An 18938-nucleotide genomic window follows, 5' to 3' on the forward strand; every position below is an offset into this window, starting at 1 on the left:
TTCTGTTTAGACGCCCAAACAAATGTTATCTGTCCCATACGGTATAAATGCACCTTTTCAGCACTTTTAGCAACCCCTTATTGAACATGTAGAATAAACCTCTTGTCGGCCCGCGACGCTTTGCTGTTCGCCGACCCCGAGATTAGCTTCCCCGTCTGCACTTGATAGACGTTATATCCCACCAGCGACTCTCGGGACATATGGCATTGCGTAAATCATATACGCATAATCGCCACCCCGCCCTTATCGGATTAATATTTCATCGATACACAAACCACTGCCTTTGTGCGGGGTTATACGAATGGTGTTGGCGCCGCGCCCAACCTGAATGGGAACCGTAATTTTCGCCCACTCGCGCCCCGGACTTCTCGTATTTGGAAGCAGCAGTCCTTCGTGGGCAATCGAGCCGTTAACCGTCACGTTGACCTTGTACCCTTTTTCACTCTTGATCCGCCCGCCGTAGCGGATGGACAGATCAGCCTCTCCGGCACCGCCGTCGTTTTCCTGATACCACTCGATATATGCCCCGGGCGCCTTGCCGAAACGCAGGAATCCTTTGCCCCGGAAATATTCGCCTTTTGTTACCAGATCCGCCCCTTCAAAGGTGGCCGTTTCGGCCTGTTCGCCGGAGGGAACATTCGAGGACTGGCCACCGCCTTCCCAGATGAAGCCTTCATTCACAGCAAAGCGTTCTTCCAGCTGCTGGACCGGCTTTCCATTGAGCACGATCAAGGCCTTGACCGTCGTGCCCGGCTTGACCGGAAACGCTTTCGTGTAAAGCGTCGATTGCTGCGTCGGCGTTGAGCCATCCACGCTGTAGAAAATTTCAATCGAGGCCTTGGGCAGTTGACCGCGCAATGCGAGCCGCTTGGCGTCGATGCTCACCAGATCCGAGTACACCAGCTTTTTCTCTCCCAGAATGCAGCTGGCCAGCAGCGCGATATCGCCCTGGTCTCCGGTCGATTCGATATAGGCGCGGGTCAGGCCATAGAACGCAACGCGGTTATCGGCCTCGAAATGCTTTTCGACATCCACCGGACTGCCGTTGTCCAACGCACGGATTTTGCCCGGCCCAATCACATGGAACCATGTGCGGTTTTCGCCATACGGGTAGAACTCGCCTTGGTCATCCTGCGTCGTCACACGAACCTGCACCATGTCCTGGCCCTCAGCCGTCAGTGGTTCACCATCGACCGACAGAGCCAGCTGCGCCGGCGCACCGGCGGTAGCGATCGTCTGTTCAACCGTCGCCTGCCCGTTCACAAAGCCGACGGCCTTCAGCCCGCCCGGCTTCCACGGCACCATCCACTGGCACTGCATTTTATCCCAGTCGGCGCCCGGCTCCTGCTTGCCTAGCGAGGTTCCATTGAAGAACAGCTCCACCGCATCGCAGCTGGAATAGACCTGCACCGGAACAAGCGTTCCCTTCTTCATGCTCGGGTGCGTCCAGTGCGGCAGGATGTGAACCATCGGCTTGTCGGCCCACTGGCTTTGGTAGAGATAGAAAAGGTCCTTCTCAAAGTTGGCCATGTCGATGGCGCCACCCATGAACGACTTGAACGGCCAGCCGCCGTGCACATACCCCGCCTCGCCGATATAGTCGTAGCCCGTCCAGCGGAAGGAGCCCGCATAGTTTGGATAGTCTCTCAACTGTTCGATGTTCAAACGCGAAGTAAGGCGCACCATCGCATTGTCGTAGCTGGAGTTGAAGATCTGCTTCCGGTTCGAGCGGTCCGCATCGATAATCCAGTCGTAGGTAAAGATTTCCTCGTCGGTTAGATCGGGGCACGGGTAGGGTTTCTGCTTGGTGCTGGGGTAGCCGTCCCGGAACCAGGTTTTTGTCCGGTAGAAGCCGCGCACCTGCCAGGTGTGCGTATTTTCTGTTCCTATGAACACTTGGCCGTCCACCTCCTCGAACCAACCCATTTTTTCGCTGTGGCCGTTAACGCCGATAACATCCATATCCTCCGTGTTGGAATGGCCGGAGGTCACTGGGCGCGTGGGATCGAGTTCGTGGCATTTAGTCACCAATTCGGGGGCAACATCACCGTGGGTTTCGTTGCCCAAACTGTAAATCACGATCGACGGATGGTTGCGGTCGCGACGGATCCAGTCGGTCACATCACGCTCCCACCATTCATCGAAATGGTGCGCGCCGTAGTCTTCGAATGCCTTTCGGAGCCAGCCGTCAAAAATTTCGTCCATCACCAGCATGCCAAGCTCATCGCAGAGATCGTAAAAGATCGGCGTCTGCGGATTGTGCGCCGTCCGAATGGCATTGCAGCCCATGGCCTTCAGCTGTTCGATCCGGAAACGCAGCACCTTATCCGGCACCGCCGCACCCAGCGCGCCGGCATCCTGATGGTTGCAAACGCCTTGCAGCTTTACATTCTTTCCGTTCAGCCACATGCCGGTTTTCGGATTCCATTCAATGTCGCGCACGCCAAACCGCGTCTCGATGCGATCCACCGATTCTCCACCGACGAGCACCTCGCTCACCGCCGTGTAAAGCACCGGACTCTCCACTGACCAACGGGATGGATTGGAAAGTTCAATCGTCTGGTTCACGGTTTTCGTTTCGCCTTTTTTGACGGCCAGCGGACTCTTTGCTTCAGCAACCACCATTCCTGATGCATCTTTAATGGATATCCTCAGTTCGGCCTTCTGGGCATCACTCGTCCTGTTTTCCACTTCGGTGTCGATCTCGACCGTATCCCCTTTGGTCCGGACAAAGATGCCGTCGCGCACCACATGCACCTTGTCCATCACATCCAACCACGTGTGGGCATAGATGCCGCTGCCGGTATACCAGCGCGCCGAAGGTTGCTTGTCGTTATCCAACCGCACCGCGAACGTGATGGCGTCCGCATCGGCCACCAGATCACTGATGTCGTAGGCGAAGGAGATCCAGCCATAAGGGCGGTCTCCCAGCTTTTTGCCGTTCGCCCAGACGGTGCTGTTCATGAAAGCGCCGTCGAATGCAATCTCGACATGCTTGCCCTTCCAGGCCGGATCCACCGCAATGGTCTTGCGGTACCATCCAATGCCGGCGGGAAGATAGCCACACGTATCGCCCATGGGATTGCTTTCGCTGTATTCGCCCTCGATGCTCCAGTCGTGTGGAAGGTTAAGTACGCGCCACTCCGCATCGTTGAGGGCCGGGGCCTCCTGCCCTGTCACATCGCCCAGCTTAAATTTCCAGCCGAAATCAAAATTCATTCGCTCGCGTTCTGCGTGCGAAGCCTGCGCCATTCCAAGCAGCATAAGCAGTGTAATAATTTTCATGGTTCCATCCTATCGTGCTTTATATTCTTTAGTAGGCGGAGCGAATCGAGGGCACCGCCAGAGCGCAGAAGGTCTTATTTTGTTTTGAACAGCAATCTGCCGGTCAGTGCTCCGGATGCCGCCTCAAGCGAAACACCTCCCTCCTGTGCTCCGATCTGCAACAGGGCCGTCGCGATGCCCGCCTCGGCCTGAACATCGCCAACGTTCATCAGCGCGGCATCCCCCGCAACCGTCACCTGAAGCGTCTCCGCAAAATCGGGCACCACCGTTCCGTTTTCATCAACGGCGGCGATGTAGGCGAAGACGGTGTCGTTGCATCCGGCCTCAGGGGCCTTGCCGCTTTCATCCAGCCAAATTTTCAAACCGGTGGCCTTGCCGGGCGTTTTTACGATGTGCTCGCCAGCCACCTTTTCATCAATCAGACCGACGGCTTTCAGCTCGCCCGGCTCAAATTCATCCAGTTTAAATGTGAACGGCGGATGCTTGAGGTTGGTGCAATTCTTATCGGAGTCCGGCTTCTGCTTAGCAACCAGCTTGCCGTTCAGAAACAGCTGCACTTCGTCGCAGTTGCTGTAGACCTTGAGATCCAGAGCGGATTCCGACGACCAATAGCTGGCGATATCTACCACCACTTCTTCCGACGGATCCTTCTGGCTCTTGTAGAATGAATAGCTGAACTTCGGGATACGGAAGATATCGCTGATGCCGGAAAACTCAATGTCGTCGTGGTAGCCGCGGTTATAGTCGTACATAACCCAATACGCATCGCCGTAGGCTGACGTATCGAGGTTGTCGTTGTGCGACTCCTGCAGGTTGTAGGCTTGCTTAAGCAAACGTTTCTCGCCGTAGGCGCGGCGCTGGCGGCTGCTGGTTTCGTAGCGTAGCGTCTTGTCCAGCTTGTCCTGATTCAAGCCGGCATTGTTGGAATAGTATTCCCAGTCGCCGTATTCCGAAACAAAGTAGGGCTTCTTTAGGTTCTCGTGGTAGCCGTGCATGATGCGGTGCTGGCGCGCCTGCACAAAGATGTCGTAGCCATAATCCATCCATCCGGCGGAGTAGACATTCGGGCTGGGGTATTCGGCGTGCACGATACGGTTCAGCTCATCCATAAAGAATTCCGGCATTTTGGTTTCGTTCAACGAAACCTCCCAAGCCAGCACCGACGGTCGGTTGCGGTCGCGACGGATCAGTTCCGTGGCGGAGCGGTAGCAATAGTTGCGGAATTGGTCGTCATCGAGGTAATACTGCCAGCCCATGATAGCGTCGAGCGTGATCAGGCCGAGCTCGTCGCATGCATCCATGAAGGCCGGCGACTGCGGATAGTGCGACAGCCGAACATGGTTGAAGCCGGCCTCCTTTATTTTTTTCGCGTCACGGTATTGCGCGTTGTCGGACATTGCATATCCAACGAAGGGATATTCCTGATGGCGGTTCGTCCCGCGCAGGAAGGTTTTTTTGCCATTCACATAAAGTTCGTGGTCCTTGAAAACAAATTCGCGAATGCCGAAGCGGGTGCTTTCGCTGTCCACCTTTTTCCCGTCAACCAACACCGTGGTTTTCAAGGTATGCAGATGGGGTGCATCAGGCGACCATAGCTTGGCCTCTGGAATCTTAATTGCTGCAACCAGGGCCGCATCCGTGCCGGAAGCGATTGTGACCGGTTCCAATTTCTGTTCCGCAACAAGCTGGCCATCCTGATAAACACGTTGAACCAGCTCGACCGTTTGAGCTTCAGCTTCTTCGTTGACCACATGGGTTTTAATGTTCACAACGGATTCATCGTCAGAGACCTTCGGGAAGGTGACGAAAATGCCCCCACCCGCAACCTGGTTGGCGAGTACCGGATGGGAAATGTAGACTTTGTCCTTGAGGGTAATCAGCACATTGCGGTAGAGCCCGCCATACATGTTGAAATCGAGCCGTTTGAGCGGTTTCGGGCCGGTCAGCGGGTTGTCCTGATTGTCCAACCGAACCGCCAGCACGTTGCTCTCGCCGGGTTTGACGAAATCAGAGGCGTCAATGACGACAGGCAAATAGCCGCCCGCCCGTTCCTTGACCAACGTCCCGTTGATCCACACCTTGGAACTGCTCATTGCCCCTTCCAACGTGAGAAAAATCTTCTTTCCGGCAAAACCCTCGTCAACGGCAAAGTCCTTGCGATACCAGCACACCCCCTGCCACTGGTCGTTCACCACCAACGGTTCCAGATGGGCCGTATGCGGCAGGTTGACCGCTTGCCATTTTTCATCGTCGAACTCCGGAGCCTCAAAACCGGTTGCGTCCGACTCCGGCGTTGCTAACCGTGTAAACGTCCAACCGCCGTTGACACTCACCGTGTTTTCCGAAACCTCTTTGCATCCCGCCAATCCCAAAATGGCGAGCAGCATTAATCCAACAGACCTTTTCATTTTTTACGCCTCCTATCACTCCACATCCACAACAACCGCGCTGGATGAGAGCCCTTTCGCTTTAACGGTCAGTTTCAACTTACCGGTTGATTCGCCGGCCCGCACGATGCAAAGGCATCGGCCTTCATTTGTCTGGCGGACTTTCTTTTCTAAAAAACTCGATTCAGCAGTCATCACCCCATTGTCGAGACCGAGGATCATGCCGCCTTCAACGGAAAATTCCAGCTCCACTTCTTCATGATTCACGCGATTTCCAAGTTTATCATACAAGCGCACTTCAACATGAACTACGCCCTTCGAAGCCACCGTTTCTGCATCGGCGGTTAACTGAATGGATACGGGCGCACCGGCAGTGATCAACCGATCCTCGCAGACGGCTTTGCCGTCGCGGATTCCCACCGCGCGCAGCGTTCCCGGTTCATAGGTAATCTTCCGCCAGTTCATGATCCAGTTCGGGAAGTCGGACAACTTTTGCGTACCGAGCTTCCGGCCGTTCAGATAAAGCTCAACGGAATCGCAGTTGGTATAGGAGACCAGATCAACCTTTTCATCGGCAGTCAGATTCCAATGGCGTTTACGCTCGGGCGAGCCCCATCCGCTGAATCCCTTGCGCTCTCCCGGAGCGCCGTCATACACCGCCAAACTGACCACCGGCTGTTCCGACCAGAATGCTTCATACATCGAGCCATTGATGGTCTTGAAGCTGGCCATGTCGAGCAACGCGCTGCTTCCGCCATGGATCCGCGGCCAAGCCTTCTTCTTGCTCACCTCGCCGAGGTAGCGTGCCCCCACCCAGAGGAACAGGCCCATGTTGTGATCGCTTTCCAGCACATCAATCCACGGGCTTTTTTCAATCAATGCAAACCGTTTTGTTTCGCTGCTGTTGAAATAAACATAACTCTCGGTGCTGACAAACGGCTTGCCGGGATTCCGTTGGCCAATGCGTTTGACCCACTGCTCGCCATAGTTCATGCCGATCAGATCCATGTGGGCACAGGACTTCAGAATGTCGTTCACCTTCCACTCCGGCTTCATATCCTTTCCGCGCTCCATTCCGGAGATCACCGGTCGGGTCGGGTCCATGGAACGCACAAAGTTACAATACCGCTCAAGTCCTTCGTTCTGCTTATCGGAACCAGCCGGATGGTTTTCGTTTCCGACACTCCAAATGATGACCGACGGATGGTTGCGATCGCGGCGAATCGTTCCTGTGAAATTCTTTTCCCATTCCTGCGGAAAATGCGGCTCTGCGAATGCCGGATCATTCAGCGGATCCGCATTCGGCCGGATTTGATGCTCCCACTTGTCGACAAACTCATCCATGACAAGAAAGCCCATGCGGTCGCACAAATCCATAAATTCAGGCGCCATCGGGTTATGAGCCGTGCGGATGGCATTGCAGCCGAGGTCTTTGAGCGCGGCAAGGCGGCGCTCCCACATACGCACCGGAACCGCCGCGCCGACCGTGCCCATCTCGTGGTGCAGACAAACGCCCTTCATTTTCATGTTTTGGCCATTCAGGAAAAACCCCTTCTCGGCATCGAACCTGAGCGTGCGGATGCCGAAGGTGCTGCGGTATTCATCCACCACCTTGCCTCCGGCTTTAACGCGGCTGATCGCGGAATAAAGATTGGGCGCATCGACCGACCAGAGTTCCGGCGATTTTATGGTGGCCGTCTGTTCTACTGTTTTGGATTTGCTGACCATGGCTTTGGTGGTGATCTTGGCCACTTCCTTGCCGCTGCCATTGAACAGCGTAGTTTCCAGCTCGAACCCTGCTTTCCTTCCACTGTTTTCTATTTCCGTACGGATGTTTACGACCGCCTTATCGCCTGAGACTTCAGGCGTGGTGATGTAGGTTCCCCAGTTGGCGACATGCAACGGATCGGTTTTTGTCAGCCATACGTGGCGGTAGATGCCAGAACCCGAATACCAACGGCAGTTCGGCACGTCCGAGTTATCGACCCGCACCGCGATCGTGTTTTCCTCGCCAAACCGGAGATGCTTTGTGATGTCGCAATAGAAGCTGGTGTAGCCATCGTACTGCACACCCAGCGATTTTCCGTTCACCCAGACTTCGGCATGCCGGTAGACGCCATCAAACTGAAGTTCAACATGTTTCCCCGAGTATTCGGCAGGCACTAAAAATTCCTTGCGGTACCACCCAGTGCCTCCGGGAAGCCAGGCATTGCGCCCGGCGTTGTCCTGGCTGAATTCTGCCTCGACCGACCAGTCGTGCGGCAGCGCCAGCGACCGCCACTCCCCATCCTTGAATCCGGAAGCTTCGGCACCAGGGACGTCGCCCAGATGAAACGTCCAGTCTTCATCAAAATTTATCCGTTCACGGGCAATCGTTGCCCCGGCCAATCCAATGCCTGCCACAGAAAGCAAAGTCACTTTTCTGATGTTTTTAAACTTCACCATTATCTCTCCTACCAGAAGACCACATAAAGAATCAGCGTCAATGCAACCACAACCAGCCCGAGGTTCCTCGCAATTTTGGCTGGCTCCAACGAAATGGAATGGTTGATTTTTATATCAACCGGCTGCGCCAGCGGCTTGATCAGCGTCACGATGCCCATGAGGATAAAGTCCATCACGAAACAGATGGCCATGCGGTCAAGGAAGGCCACTTGCGGCAGTGCGTATTTGAGCAGGCCATAGACCACCACGTTCCCGACCAGACCAATCACTCCGACCATCGGCGGCGCCTTGCGGACGGCTAGGCCGAATACGAATACGGCAACGATGCCCGGCCCGATATAGCCCTGGAATTCCTGAATAAAATTAAACACGCCGCCGAATTTCGGGTTGGCAAGTTGCGGGGCAACCGCGCAGCCGATCACCGTAAACACCAGAACGCAAATCCGCCCGACCCGCACCTGGCTCCGGTCTGTTGAGTCTTTTGAAATAAACCGTTTGTAAAAGTCCATCGTGAAGATCGTGGACGCCGAGTTCAGCATGGATGCCAGCGACGACACCACCGCTCCGAGAATGGCGGCCAGCATAAATCCGCGCAGTCCGGTCGGGATCAGTTTTTTGATTAACAGCGCAAATGCGGAATCATAGTGATACCCCATCAACTCGGTCTGCAACGAAACGTGAGCGGGCATCTTAATCAACAGCGACTGGTTCTTCGCAAACAGCGTTTCGCCTTCCGGTTGCACATTTGCCACGATCGAGTTGTAGGCAATGATGGCCTCTGCCGTTTCCGGAGCGGTTATGCTGAAGTCCGCATTAAAGCGAAAGGCCTTGCTTGCTGCGACCGGGGTGGCGCTTGCTTCCTCAAAAGCCACAAGAATCCGGTGGTTGTTCGTTGAGTCGGCGGCCTTCATCATATCCGGCTTGAATAGATTGAAAGCGATGATGCCGGGAATGACGATGATGAATGGAACGATCAGTTTAAGGGCGGCGGTAAAGACAATGCCCTTCTGCCCTTCCCCCAGCGATGCGGCACCGAGCGTCCGCTGCATGATGTACTGGTTCAATCCCCAGTAGTAAAAGTTGGGAAGCCAGAGGCCGAAAACCAGCGCGGTCCACGGAATCGTCGGATTATCTCTTGGCAGCACCATGTGCAGCTTGTCTGCGTTGAGCGTGGTGAATTTGGTGATGACGTTTGCATCGGTCAGGTTTTTGACCTGATCAGCGGTGGCACCAATGGCGGCCAGATCGGCTTGCCCCAGTTCTTTCATGGCCCAGATTACAACCACAACCCCGCCAATAATCAGCGCGGAGCCCTGCAGCAGGTCGGCCCAAGCGCAGGCTTTTAGCCCGCCTGTAGCCACATAGACCGCCGCCAGCGCGCCGATGATGATGCCGGCGTAGACGATGGTAATGTTCGGGAAGAGCGTGTTGATCACCACCGCGCCGGAATAGATGACGGCGGAAATGGTAACCCCCACGTAGGTGATCATGGTGAACACGGCCATGATGGTGCGCGTTGCCGAGTTGTAGCGGTATTCCAGAAATTCGGGAATCGTGTAGATGCCTGCCTTCAGGAAGCGTGGAAGGAATACAAAGGCCACGACCACCAGTGTAATTGCTGCGAGCCACTCATAGCTGGCAATAGCCAGCCCTAACTGCCCGGCGGCGGCGCCGGACATGCCCACAAACTGTTCGGTGGAAATGTTGGCGGCAATCAGCGAAAAGCCGATCAGCCACCACTTCAGGCCACGACCGGCCAGAAAGTAGTCTTCGCTCCCTTCCTCGCCTTTGGACTTGATTAAACCTATTGAAATCACAGCGACGATGAACGTCACGAAGATGATTATATCAATCCAACCTAGTGTAAACCCATCCATTCAAGCCTCCTTTTCTTTGATCTGATCCTGCCACGCGGTCAATCCGTTCCGCCGGCATACGGGTAGTGCACCGTCTTCGTGCTTTCCTCGTTCAGAATTTTTTCCATGCGTTCGACAATCTCAGGATGCTGCGCGGCAACATTCTTCGTTTCGTAGAGATCGGTTTTTAGATTGTATAGTTCCACCTTTGATTGCTGTCCATAGCGCACCGCTTTCCAGTCGCCGCGGCGCACGCCCTGGCGAAACGCCTTGGCCGAATTGGATTCGGCAATTTCCCAGTAGAGGTGATCGTGCTTCTTTTGGTTTTTACCCAGCACCTCGGACAGGAAAGAGATTCCGTCGGTCTGTTTTGGACATTCGATTCCGGCCACTTCAGCAAGCGTCGGCATCACGTCGTAGAAAGTGGCCTGATGATCTGTAAGCCCCTGGCGGGATTTGCCTTTCCAATAGGCGAAGCCGGGAACGCGCACGCCGCCTTCATACATATCGCGTTTATGTCCTTTCAGGCCGTTGGAGCTTTTGAAAAACAGCGGATCATGTTTCGGGCCGTCTTTCGGTCCTTCCGCATGCGGTCCATTGTCGGAGGCAAACAGAATGAAGGCATTATCCAATTCGCCCATTTCTTCCAACCGGTCAAGCAGGCGCTGAATCTGCTCATCGAGCATGGTGATGCGCGCGGCATGGCGGCGCTCGATCTCGGGCCATCCATGTTCCTTGTAGCGTTCTGTTTCACGCAGGTGGAATTCATGCGCGTGCGGGCTGCGATAGGACATGAACAGGAAAAGCGGCTTTTCCGGGTCGCGGCCTTTTTTCAGAAAGTCCATGATGATGTCGGTGCGGAACTCATCGAGGCAGTCATGCTTGGTGTAGTCGTGAAAGATGCTTTCCGTGCAGCCATTTACCCAATGGTCGCGTTCATCGTACTTGCCGCCTTCCGGTGTCGGCCCCCACTGTTCCTGCACGGCAAAATCAAATCCGCGACCGGCGGCCCAGGTGGAAACATCCTGAGGAATACCCAAATGCCACTTGCCAACAAACGCGGTCTGATAGCCGGCACCCTTCAGCATTTCCGCTAGTGTGACTTCCGATTTTTTCAGCGCAATCCGATCCCAGCTTCCATCAACCGGGATGAATCCCTTGTTCCCGCGAATGGTTGCATGCCCCGCATGAATGCCGGTCATCAGCACGCCGCGCGACGGCGAACAAACCGAACACCCTGCATAAAAGTCGGTAAACCGAAGCCCCTTCGCCGCCAACGCATCCAGATTGGGCGTCTTGATGATTTCCTGCCCGTAGCAACCCAGATCGCCATAGCCCAAATCATCGGCCAAAAGAATAATGATGTTCGGTTTTTCAGTCGCCTGCACCGCCAGTGCACCAACAACCAGGAATAGTAATATGAATCTTTTCATGATCAGACCTTTGTGTCTTCGTGTTTACTTCTTTTTAGGTTGAGGGAAATTCCACTTGTCGAGATTCGCCGGCTTGCGGGACTTCTTCATCAGCGCGTCCAGTTCGGCAACCACTTCCGGATATTGTTCCGCAAGGTTCTTGGTTTCGCCCGGATCGGCGGAAAGATCATAGAGTTCAAGCATCGAATCGGACGCTTTAAAGACGTCATAGCGAACGCCTTTCCAGTTGCCTTTGCGGATGGCTTTACGGCCGCCTTTCATGGCGAACTCCCAGTAGAGATAGTCGTGATTCCCCTGCCCATCCTTGCCCAGCAAGGTCGGCAGGTAGGAGACTCCATCGACTTTCAGGGGCAACGGCTCGCCGATCAGCTCGGCGACCGTCGGGAGGAAATCCCAGAAGGCGGAGATATGGTCGTTCACCACGCCTTCCTTAATCTTTCCCGGCCAAGCGGCGATCATCGGAACATGGATGCCGCCTTCGTAGAGGTCGCGCTTGAAACCTTTCCAGACCGCATTGGAGTCGAAGTATTCCGGGTCGGCGCCACCCTCTTCGTGCGCGCCGTTGTCGGAGGCGAAGATGACGAGCGTATCGTCGGCGATGCCCAGCTTGTCGAGCTCGGCCATCACTTCGCCGACATAGTCGTCGAGTATGTTGACCATGGCGACGAATGCCGCGTGCCCTTCCGGCTGACCAGTATAATAGTCTTCTTCATAGTTTAGTTCGGGAAGGTATTTGCCGCGGTGCTTCTTCATGTATTCCTCGGGGGCAATCATATCGGCATGCGGCTGCACGAGCGCATAGTAGCAATAAAACGGCTCGTCCTTGTTTTCGCGGATAAACTTGAGTGCCTCTTGGTGGATGAAGTCCGGCGCATAGTCTTTGCTGAACGACGAAACGTTGCCCCAAAGAAACTCGCGCTCGTTGTTGCGCCACATCCAAGCCGGATAGTAGCAGTGCGCAAGGCGCTGGCAGTTGTAGCCATAAAAGGTATCGAACCCCATGGCAACGGTATCGCTGGTCGATCCCGCGGCGCCGAGTCCCCACTTGCCGAAGATGCCGGTTTTGTAGCCGGCCTTTTTGAAGAGGTGCGCGGCGGTGTAGGTGTCGGCCGGCATCGGCTGCTGGCCCTCCGGCTCCAGCTCCGCGTTGCCGCGCACGGCGGCGTGGCCCATGTGCATGCCCGTCAGCAGCGCGCAGCGCGACGGTGCGCAGACCGTGCTGCCGGAATAGTGGTTGGTGAACTTCATGCCCTTCTTGGCTAGCGCATCGATGTTCGGCGTTTCAAACATCGTCTGCCCGTAGCAACCCAGATCACCATAGCCAAGGTCGTCGGCCAGGATAAATACCACGTTTGGCTGGCGTGCCTGCACAGCACCCGCCGCTATAAGAAAAAAACCTAATACGATACCTTTTTTCATTATCTCCACTCCGTTTGAATATACACATTCCAACCTGTTGCAAGGTCCCCGCAGAATCCGGCAAATGGCACGTCCACAACAAGCATTTCACACATGGCTTGTAGTTATACACTAATCTGGCCAGATCGATATTCAACAACGCGCAAAAGATGTACGAGATCGCGCCACCACAACGAAATTGTGCTCTAGCGGTTGAGATATTCGGGAGAACTGGAGATTAATAGAATGCGCGCGGTGGCCCCGTGGGAAATACGCGCGTGACTGTTTTATCCATGAAACGCCGCACCGGGAAATTCTTGAGCTGTTCATAATGCTCGAAAAGCCATTTGGATGTGGCCTTATGCTCAATAATTTCTCCGCGCTTGTCCTTAACCACAATCAAATAGCCATCATCCTCAAGGCCTCGCTGGGTCTGGTCCACGACCCAGTCGCCGAACTTGAAATTAGGCAGTTCGATCTCGTCGCCGCTGAAACGGAGCGACCGATCATTTTCTTTCGTCGGTATAAAACTTTGTTCCAGTCGTTGCAGGAGAACATATTTATCGCCATGGATTTCCTCGCCGATGGCATAAAACTCCACATTCAGTTCATGGTTGTACGCGGTGGAACTGGTTTGTCTAACATTGGCGGTGTAGACGTAGCGGTAGGCAATCGGAACTCCGGTGGAACCGCCGTCTTCAAGGGAGCATCTCGGCTCGTTCTTAAAGCTCGCCGAAAGCGATAAGGAAGGCGGCGAAGACAACTCCATATATTCAAGATCGGGACGGGAAAACTGAACGAGCGGATATTTTTTCTGTCTTCCCCGCGCATCCTTGAGCACGGCCTTGTCGCCAATGCGCGCCACATATTCTCCCTCGATGGATTTCCCATCCATCATGCTCCAGACCCGCAGTCCAGAGGAAGGAACGGATTCAACACGGGTTGAAGGTTCCAATTTTTCAGCTATTTTCCGACTCTTCGCCACCTTCACGCCTCCAACGGTGCCATAGTCCTTAAACACCGGGCCATTGGTGAGGGAGAGTTCTTCTGGCACCATATTGTCGTAAATGGCATCAAGAAGATCCCTCGACATTTCTTCGGTCTTAAAAGCCGGAAAGATCGGGCCGCCCACGGTCCGTTGCTCATATTCCACGCCCTTCACTTCGACGCCCAGCATGAAGCACGCAAGGCCGCCGTTGTCGGCCATAATCAATTCCATTGGGAGCGGGACGCCGGCTTTCAGCGTAATCCAATCCCCGACCTCGGAAGTATTGTTGCCCAGCCAATACTTTCGAGACTCGCTATCCGAAGAATTCCAAAGCGGCGCCAGCAACGCATCGCACCCCGATTCAGGCCAAGCGACGCCTATCACAATCTTGCCATCCACCCGCACAACAATAATTTCATCGGCTTGGGCCCGGAAGCGAAAAGTAATGTCTTCCTGATGCACCAACTGCCCTTTGTAATGCGCCATCCAGAAGTTGCCTTCCACATCGGCTTCGCCAAACGCCTCGGGTGCAATGGATGAATTGCAGGTGGGAATGACAAAGGTTGTAGAGTGTAGCTTGTTGGGCGAACGATTGTAGCGGGCCAATGCCGAAGGCTTCCAGCCACTAACAAAAAACCGTTTGATAATTTGATCCTTGGCTTCGGCAGAATACGAAATGGAGCGTCCGCTGCGATCCCGCTTGAAATCGTAGAAGGTTCCTACAAAATCGTTGCCGATCGACATGGTTTCTCCCAGCAGGCTCGGCAATGCCGATGCCGGCATGAGGTCGAACCCGCCGATGCCCCCCGCAAGGCCGTCGGTCATGCCGCTCATTTCTGGCAGCTGGATATCCGGCATGCTCGCGCGCTTAACCTTCGTCACGATGCGGGTGGTTGGCTTGGGCTTCGCACTTTTTTTCACCTTCACCTTCGGCTTCTTCAGCTTCATTTTCGGCCGATCAACCGGCTTGGGCGGAACGAATTTTTTTTCTTCCTTCTGCGTCACGGTGAACACCACCAGCATCCCTGCCAACAGGAACGCAGCCGCATGAACCATTAAGCTGATTGCAAAGCCGCTGGGCGCACCCTTGACAACGCCTCTGCCTTCTTTGACTGATCGCTTCATTCCTCTTCACTCCCTCTTCTGAATATTGCTGTGTCGATTCATGGCGCAACCCACAACCGAAATTAGCAACTTCAAAAAAGAAACTACCCCGAATCTTCTGCATCATCTATATGCAGAGCCGTAATATATATACGGATTCTCGCCATTAGGATCTTCGCGCATGCCCGACTGCCAATGTTGGAGGCGTTAAGCGCAAAAAGCGCAAAAGAGGGTTGTGAACGGAATCGAGTAGGACAAAGCTGAGTGATCAAGCTCAGCTTTGCGCCTCTCACAGAACCGTACGTACGGACCTCGTATACGGCTCCTGTCTATTGTTATCGCTCATATGAGCGTAAGCTGTCCTGTTTCTAATTGTGGTGGATGATAGAGGCCCTGCTCTTTGAACCATGCATTGGGCATGGCCATGTGAGCTTGCTGGCACGCGGCATTTTTCCAAGAAGCCATTTTGATCCGCTTGAACTCTCCTTTATAACCGAGTTGCCTCAGTCTTCGGTGGAGTTTCGCTGGCTTTTTCCATAGCTTCATCTGGATCGCGCGCAACCTTCGGCGCAGCCAACTCATCACGTTCTGGAGCACGGTTTTACAGTTCGCGAGCTTAAAGTAGTTCACGAAACCGCGCAGGATCGGATTAATATCTCGAATCACTTTTTCCAGATTTACCGGCGTATTCCTTCGCGTGGCGAGCTTCAGCTTTGCCTTGAGTCCGTCCACCTTGCCTTCCTTTATCAGGGTATAGCTTGGGTAGATTACAAAACTCAGGAAGGCAACGCCCTCATCAAGATTCGCAAGATGCGTTTTACGCTGATTAACCGTCAGCTTCAGCTCCTTTTCAAGAACCTCCGAGGCCACCTTCAGCGCGTGTTCTGCTCCTTTGCGCGAACCCTTGAAAATGAGGATGTCATCGGCATAGCGAACCACCTTATGCCCCCGGCTTTTCATCGTCTGATCGAAATCATTCAGATAAATATTGGCAAGCAAAGGGCTGATTACACCCCCTTGCGGACTACCGGTTTCAGTTGGCGAAAGTTCTCCATACTTCATAACACCGCTCTCTAAAAACATCCGGATCAGCGCAAGGATGCTTCCATCCGTAATACTGCGCTTTACCGCTTTTAGTATCAGGTCATGATCCAACTGGTCAAAGCACTTACTCAGATCCATGTCGACTACCTGTTCCAACCCACGCTCACGCATCAGATCAATGGCATGTGCCACCGCCTTTTGCGCACTGCGTTTAGGTCGATACCCATAGCTTCCATCATGAAACTGCGGCTCGAAGATCGGCTCTATAGCCATCTTCAGCACCTGTTGAACCACGCGGTCACGTACCGTCGGAATGCCGATGAGCCGAATGCCCCCGCCCTCCTTTATCAACTCCACCCGTTTAACAGGGCTCGGCCGATAGGTTTTAGTACGCAACTCTGTCAGGAGTTCGGCGATTTCCTCTGTCTGGTTCAGCGCAAAGTCTTTGCAGGACTGCCCGTCTACACCGGGAGCTCCATTGCTCGACTTTACCTTTTTAAACGCCGCATTCAACGCATCCGCGTGAAGCAGGCGATCATATAAACTATACCAAACGCGGGGCTTCACTCCGCCCTCCTGTTGCTTCGATGTATTCATCTTCCAGCTCCTCGACTGCCTTCGCATCCTTCCGCCAAGCTCCCCTGCGTGTTATCCGCACCGCGGCAATATACAGCTTCACCATGACGTACTCCGATAAAGAACAGTTAGCCCCCAGTACCTCTGTTCCCAGATTAACCGGCGACCACTTGCCCGCTCCGACGAGCGGCTTACTTCCTCAGCAATCGATTTCCGTAAACTCCTACATCTTTCCAATAAACTTTCCCCCTTCGCATTCAGTCGACGCTTTTGGCCATCGACCGCCTCCGCAGATCAGACTACGGATCGTCCCGGTTTTCCCCTCCACACCCTCACGGGCTTTCATCGGCCGAAACTTCAATACTACTACGGGTTCATCTGCCACCCTGCACGCTTCATCCTCCACCTTGAATCTCTTCTTGGTATCGAACTATTCCACTTGCGCGGAAATCCATACAGGGCTTCTCCGGTTAATACACCGCTCCCTGTGAATCATCCCATCCTCAATCACAAATGCAGTCTGTTCGAGAACCGGGCATCGCGCTATTTTACACGCTTACCGCACTGCACCTGCTGAATCAGGTTCGCTTACGCTATGTATCATTCACTTCCTATCGCTTCCTTTAGACCCAACCGTTACCAGTCACGCCCTTGCGATTCGGATTAACTTCCCCTCGAACGGGGTGTTATCGACCTCTTTCAGTCGATCGGGTTTGACGGCTTTGCCGGACAAACAAAAAGCCGCCCATTGGACGGCTCTAAAACAATTCACGTTGTTTGGCTAAACCACAAACGAGCTGAATCTCCGAAAAGGAACATTCCAGCGCATCAGGCGGTTTCGCTAGAATCCAAGAATCTTCTTGTTCAGCTTGGTTTCGCCAACGGACTTTTCGGGAGCAACCTTCATGATGATGTCGCGCAGCTCTTTCACGCGTTCCGGATAGAGCGCCGCGAGGTTGTTGGATTCAGTCGGATCTTCGGTCAGGTGGAAGAGCAGGCCGGGCTCCTCAACCGGAGTGCTGATCCATACGCCGATGCCGCCGCGCTCGGTAACGCTGCCCGGCGGAACATATTTCCAGTTGCCTTTGCGAATCGCGATCTGGCCGGAGCCTTCCTGAATGATGTAGTCGCGGCCGACTTCGGTTTTGCCAAGAAAGGCATCCAGCAAGTCCAGTCCATCCTGCCCGGCTTTCTTCGGAACCTTCTTGCCGATCAACGCGGCAACGGAAGCGTAGAGGTCAACTTGGCTGACGATGGCGTCGGAGATGCCCGGATTGGATTTGCCCGGCCACGTAACGATGAACGGAACGCGGGTGCCGCCTTCCCAGCGGCTGTATTTTCCGCCGCGCCACGGACCGGAAGCATCGTGCGTTCCCGTCCGCTCAATGCCTGCTTCCCAGTAGCCGTCGAACAGCACCGGACCGTTGTCGGAAGAAACGACGATCAGGGTGTTTTCATACTGTCCGGTTTCCTTCAGCGTTTCAACCAGACGGCCGACGCACCAGTCGAATACGGCAAGGGCATCGCCACGCGGGCCAAGACTGGTAGAGCCTTGGAAGCGTTCATGCACCACCCGCGGCACATGGTTTTCGTTCGGAGCAAAGTAAAGGAAGAACGGGTCGGCCTTATTGGCCTTGATGAAGTCGACCGCCTTGTTCAGATAGGTGTCGGCCATGTCTTCGTCGCGGAAACGGGCGCTGTTTCCACCGCTCATATAGCCGATCCGACTGATGCCGTTGACAATGGTTTTGGCATGCTGTTCGTCCGCCTGAAGGCGCAGCAGCTGCGGATGCGAAAGGCCGGTCGGATCGTTGCCGACCATTTCCTGATAGTTCACCTGCACCGGATCGGAAGCATCAAGATCAACAATCCGGCCATTCTTGATATAGACGGAAGGAACGCGGTCGGCGGTGGCCGCCATGTGGAAGGAATATTCGAATCCGACTTCTTTCGGGCCGGGCTTAATCTGCCCGTTCCAGTCCAGCGGTTCGGCCGGCGATCCAAGGCCGAGATGCCACTTTCCGGAGAGTGCGGTCTTGTATCCGTTGTCTTGCAGGAAAGCAGCGATCGTCGGGCGTGCCGGATCAATAATCAACGGCGCGTTGCCCGGGAGGATCTGCGCACTTTTATTGCGGAAAGCATATTCCCCCGTCAGAAGCGAATAGCGCGACGGCGTGCAGGTGGCGGCCGTACAGTAGCCCCCCGTAAAACGAACGCCTTCTTTGGCCAGCGTGTCGATGTTGCAGGTGTCGACCTCTCCGCCGTAGCAACTGATGTCTCCGTAGCCGATGTCATCACCGTAGATAAAGATAATGTTTGGTTTTTCAGCCGCAACAACAGCTAGCGCACTCAGCGCCACAACAACAGCAAGCATGTTTTTCTTGTTCATATTCCTGTCCTATTTAATGTTAACCAAGGGATG

The 18938-nt window shown here is 54.5% G+C and carries 10 protein-coding genes; all 10 read right to left on the reverse strand.

The genetic code is table 11. The annotated features are described in order from the left end of the window. Nucleotides 1–243: 243 nt before the first annotated feature. Nucleotides 244–3285 (reverse strand): glycoside hydrolase family 2 TIM barrel-domain containing protein, encoded by a 3042-nt coding sequence (locus tag SCARR_RS12265; RefSeq protein WP_136061864.1) that lies wholly within the window; start codon nucleotides 3283–3285, stop codon nucleotides 244–246. Between the two features lie 74 nt (nucleotides 3286–3359). Continuing rightward, on the reverse strand, nucleotides 3360–5693 hold the full coding sequence (locus SCARR_RS12270; RefSeq protein ID WP_136061865.1) for a glycoside hydrolase family 2 protein: 2334 nt from the start codon (nucleotides 5691–5693) through the stop codon (nucleotides 3360–3362). A 15-nt stretch (nucleotides 5694–5708) separates the two neighbouring features. After that, the gene (locus tag SCARR_RS12275) at nucleotides 5709–8117 is read right to left on the reverse strand and encodes a glycoside hydrolase family 2 TIM barrel-domain containing protein (RefSeq protein WP_136061866.1); all 2409 of its coding nucleotides are present in this window, start codon (nucleotides 8115–8117) and stop codon (nucleotides 5709–5711) included. A gap of 8 nt (nucleotides 8118–8125) precedes the next feature. Next, complete coding sequence (locus tag SCARR_RS12280; protein ID WP_136061867.1) at nucleotides 8126–9994, reverse strand: sodium:solute symporter family transporter; 1869 nt, start codon at nucleotides 9992–9994, stop codon at nucleotides 8126–8128. A 38-nt stretch (nucleotides 9995–10032) separates the two neighbouring features. Further along, a complete protein-coding gene (locus SCARR_RS12285; RefSeq protein WP_136061868.1) occupies nucleotides 10033–11406 on the reverse strand; it encodes a sulfatase-like hydrolase/transferase in 1374 nt (457 codons plus the stop codon). Nucleotides 11407–11430: 24 nt separating this feature from the next. Next, nucleotides 11431–12825 (reverse strand): arylsulfatase, encoded by a 1395-nt coding sequence (locus tag SCARR_RS12290; RefSeq protein ID WP_136061869.1) that lies wholly within the window; start codon nucleotides 12823–12825, stop codon nucleotides 11431–11433. Nucleotides 12826–13042: 217 nt separating this feature from the next. Then, complete coding sequence (locus SCARR_RS12295) at nucleotides 13043–14917, reverse strand: hypothetical protein (RefSeq protein WP_136061870.1); 1875 nt, start codon at nucleotides 14915–14917, stop codon at nucleotides 13043–13045. A 321-nt stretch (nucleotides 14918–15238) separates the two neighbouring features. After that, nucleotides 15239–16537 carry a group II intron reverse transcriptase/maturase gene (gene ltrA, locus SCARR_RS12300; RefSeq protein WP_136061871.1) on the reverse strand — a complete coding sequence of 433 codons (1299 nt, stop codon included), beginning with the start codon at nucleotides 16535–16537 and terminating at the stop codon, nucleotides 15239–15241. Then, nucleotides 16485–16622 (reverse strand): hypothetical protein, encoded by a 138-nt coding sequence (locus SCARR_RS28165; RefSeq protein WP_168432847.1) that lies wholly within the window; start codon nucleotides 16620–16622, stop codon nucleotides 16485–16487. The genes ltrA and SCARR_RS28165 overlap by 53 nt, the downstream gene beginning before the upstream one ends. A 735-nt stretch (nucleotides 16623–17357) precedes the next feature. Next, nucleotides 17358–18905, reverse strand: a complete 1548-nt coding sequence (locus SCARR_RS12310) for a sulfatase family protein (protein WP_136061873.1) — start codon at nucleotides 18903–18905, stop codon at nucleotides 17358–17360. Nucleotides 18906–18938: the final 33 nt, after the last annotated feature.

This window comes from Pontiella sulfatireligans, assembly GCF_900890705.1.
GTDB lineage: Bacteria > Verrucomicrobiota > Kiritimatiellia > Kiritimatiellales > Pontiellaceae > Pontiella > Pontiella sulfatireligans.

Bases quoted from the DNA above. Each gene is read 5' to 3' on its own strand.
- ltrA (WP_136061871.1), bottom strand. From the start codon at position 16,537: ATGAATACATCGAAGCAACAGGAGGGCGGAGTGAAGCCCCGCGTTTGG.
- SCARR_RS12285 (WP_136061868.1), bottom strand. From the start codon at position 11,406: ATGAAAAGATTCATATTACTATTCCTGGTTGTTGGTGCACTGGCGGTG.
- SCARR_RS12270 (WP_136061865.1), bottom strand. From the start codon at position 5,693: ATGAAAAGGTCTGTTGGATTAATGCTGCTCGCCATTTTGGGATTGGCG.
- SCARR_RS12290 (WP_136061869.1), bottom strand. From the start codon at position 12,825: ATGAAAAAAGGTATCGTATTAGGTTTTTTTCTTATAGCGGCGGGTGCT.
- SCARR_RS12295 (WP_136061870.1), bottom strand. From the start codon at position 14,917: ATGAAGCGATCAGTCAAAGAAGGCAGAGGCGTTGTCAAGGGTGCGCCC.
- SCARR_RS12280 (WP_136061867.1), bottom strand. From the start codon at position 9,994: ATGGATGGGTTTACACTAGGTTGGATTGATATAATCATCTTCGTGACG.
- SCARR_RS12275 (WP_136061866.1), bottom strand. From the start codon at position 8,117: ATGGTGAAGTTTAAAAACATCAGAAAAGTGACTTTGCTTTCTGTGGCA.
- SCARR_RS12265 (WP_136061864.1), bottom strand. From the start codon at position 3,285: ATGAAAATTATTACACTGCTTATGCTGCTTGGAATGGCGCAGGCTTCG.
- SCARR_RS28165 (WP_168432847.1), bottom strand. From the start codon at position 16,622: ATGGTGAAGCTGTATATTGCCGCGGTGCGGATAACACGCAGGGGAGCT.
- SCARR_RS12310 (WP_136061873.1), bottom strand. From the start codon at position 18,905: ATGAACAAGAAAAACATGCTTGCTGTTGTTGTGGCGCTGAGTGCGCTA.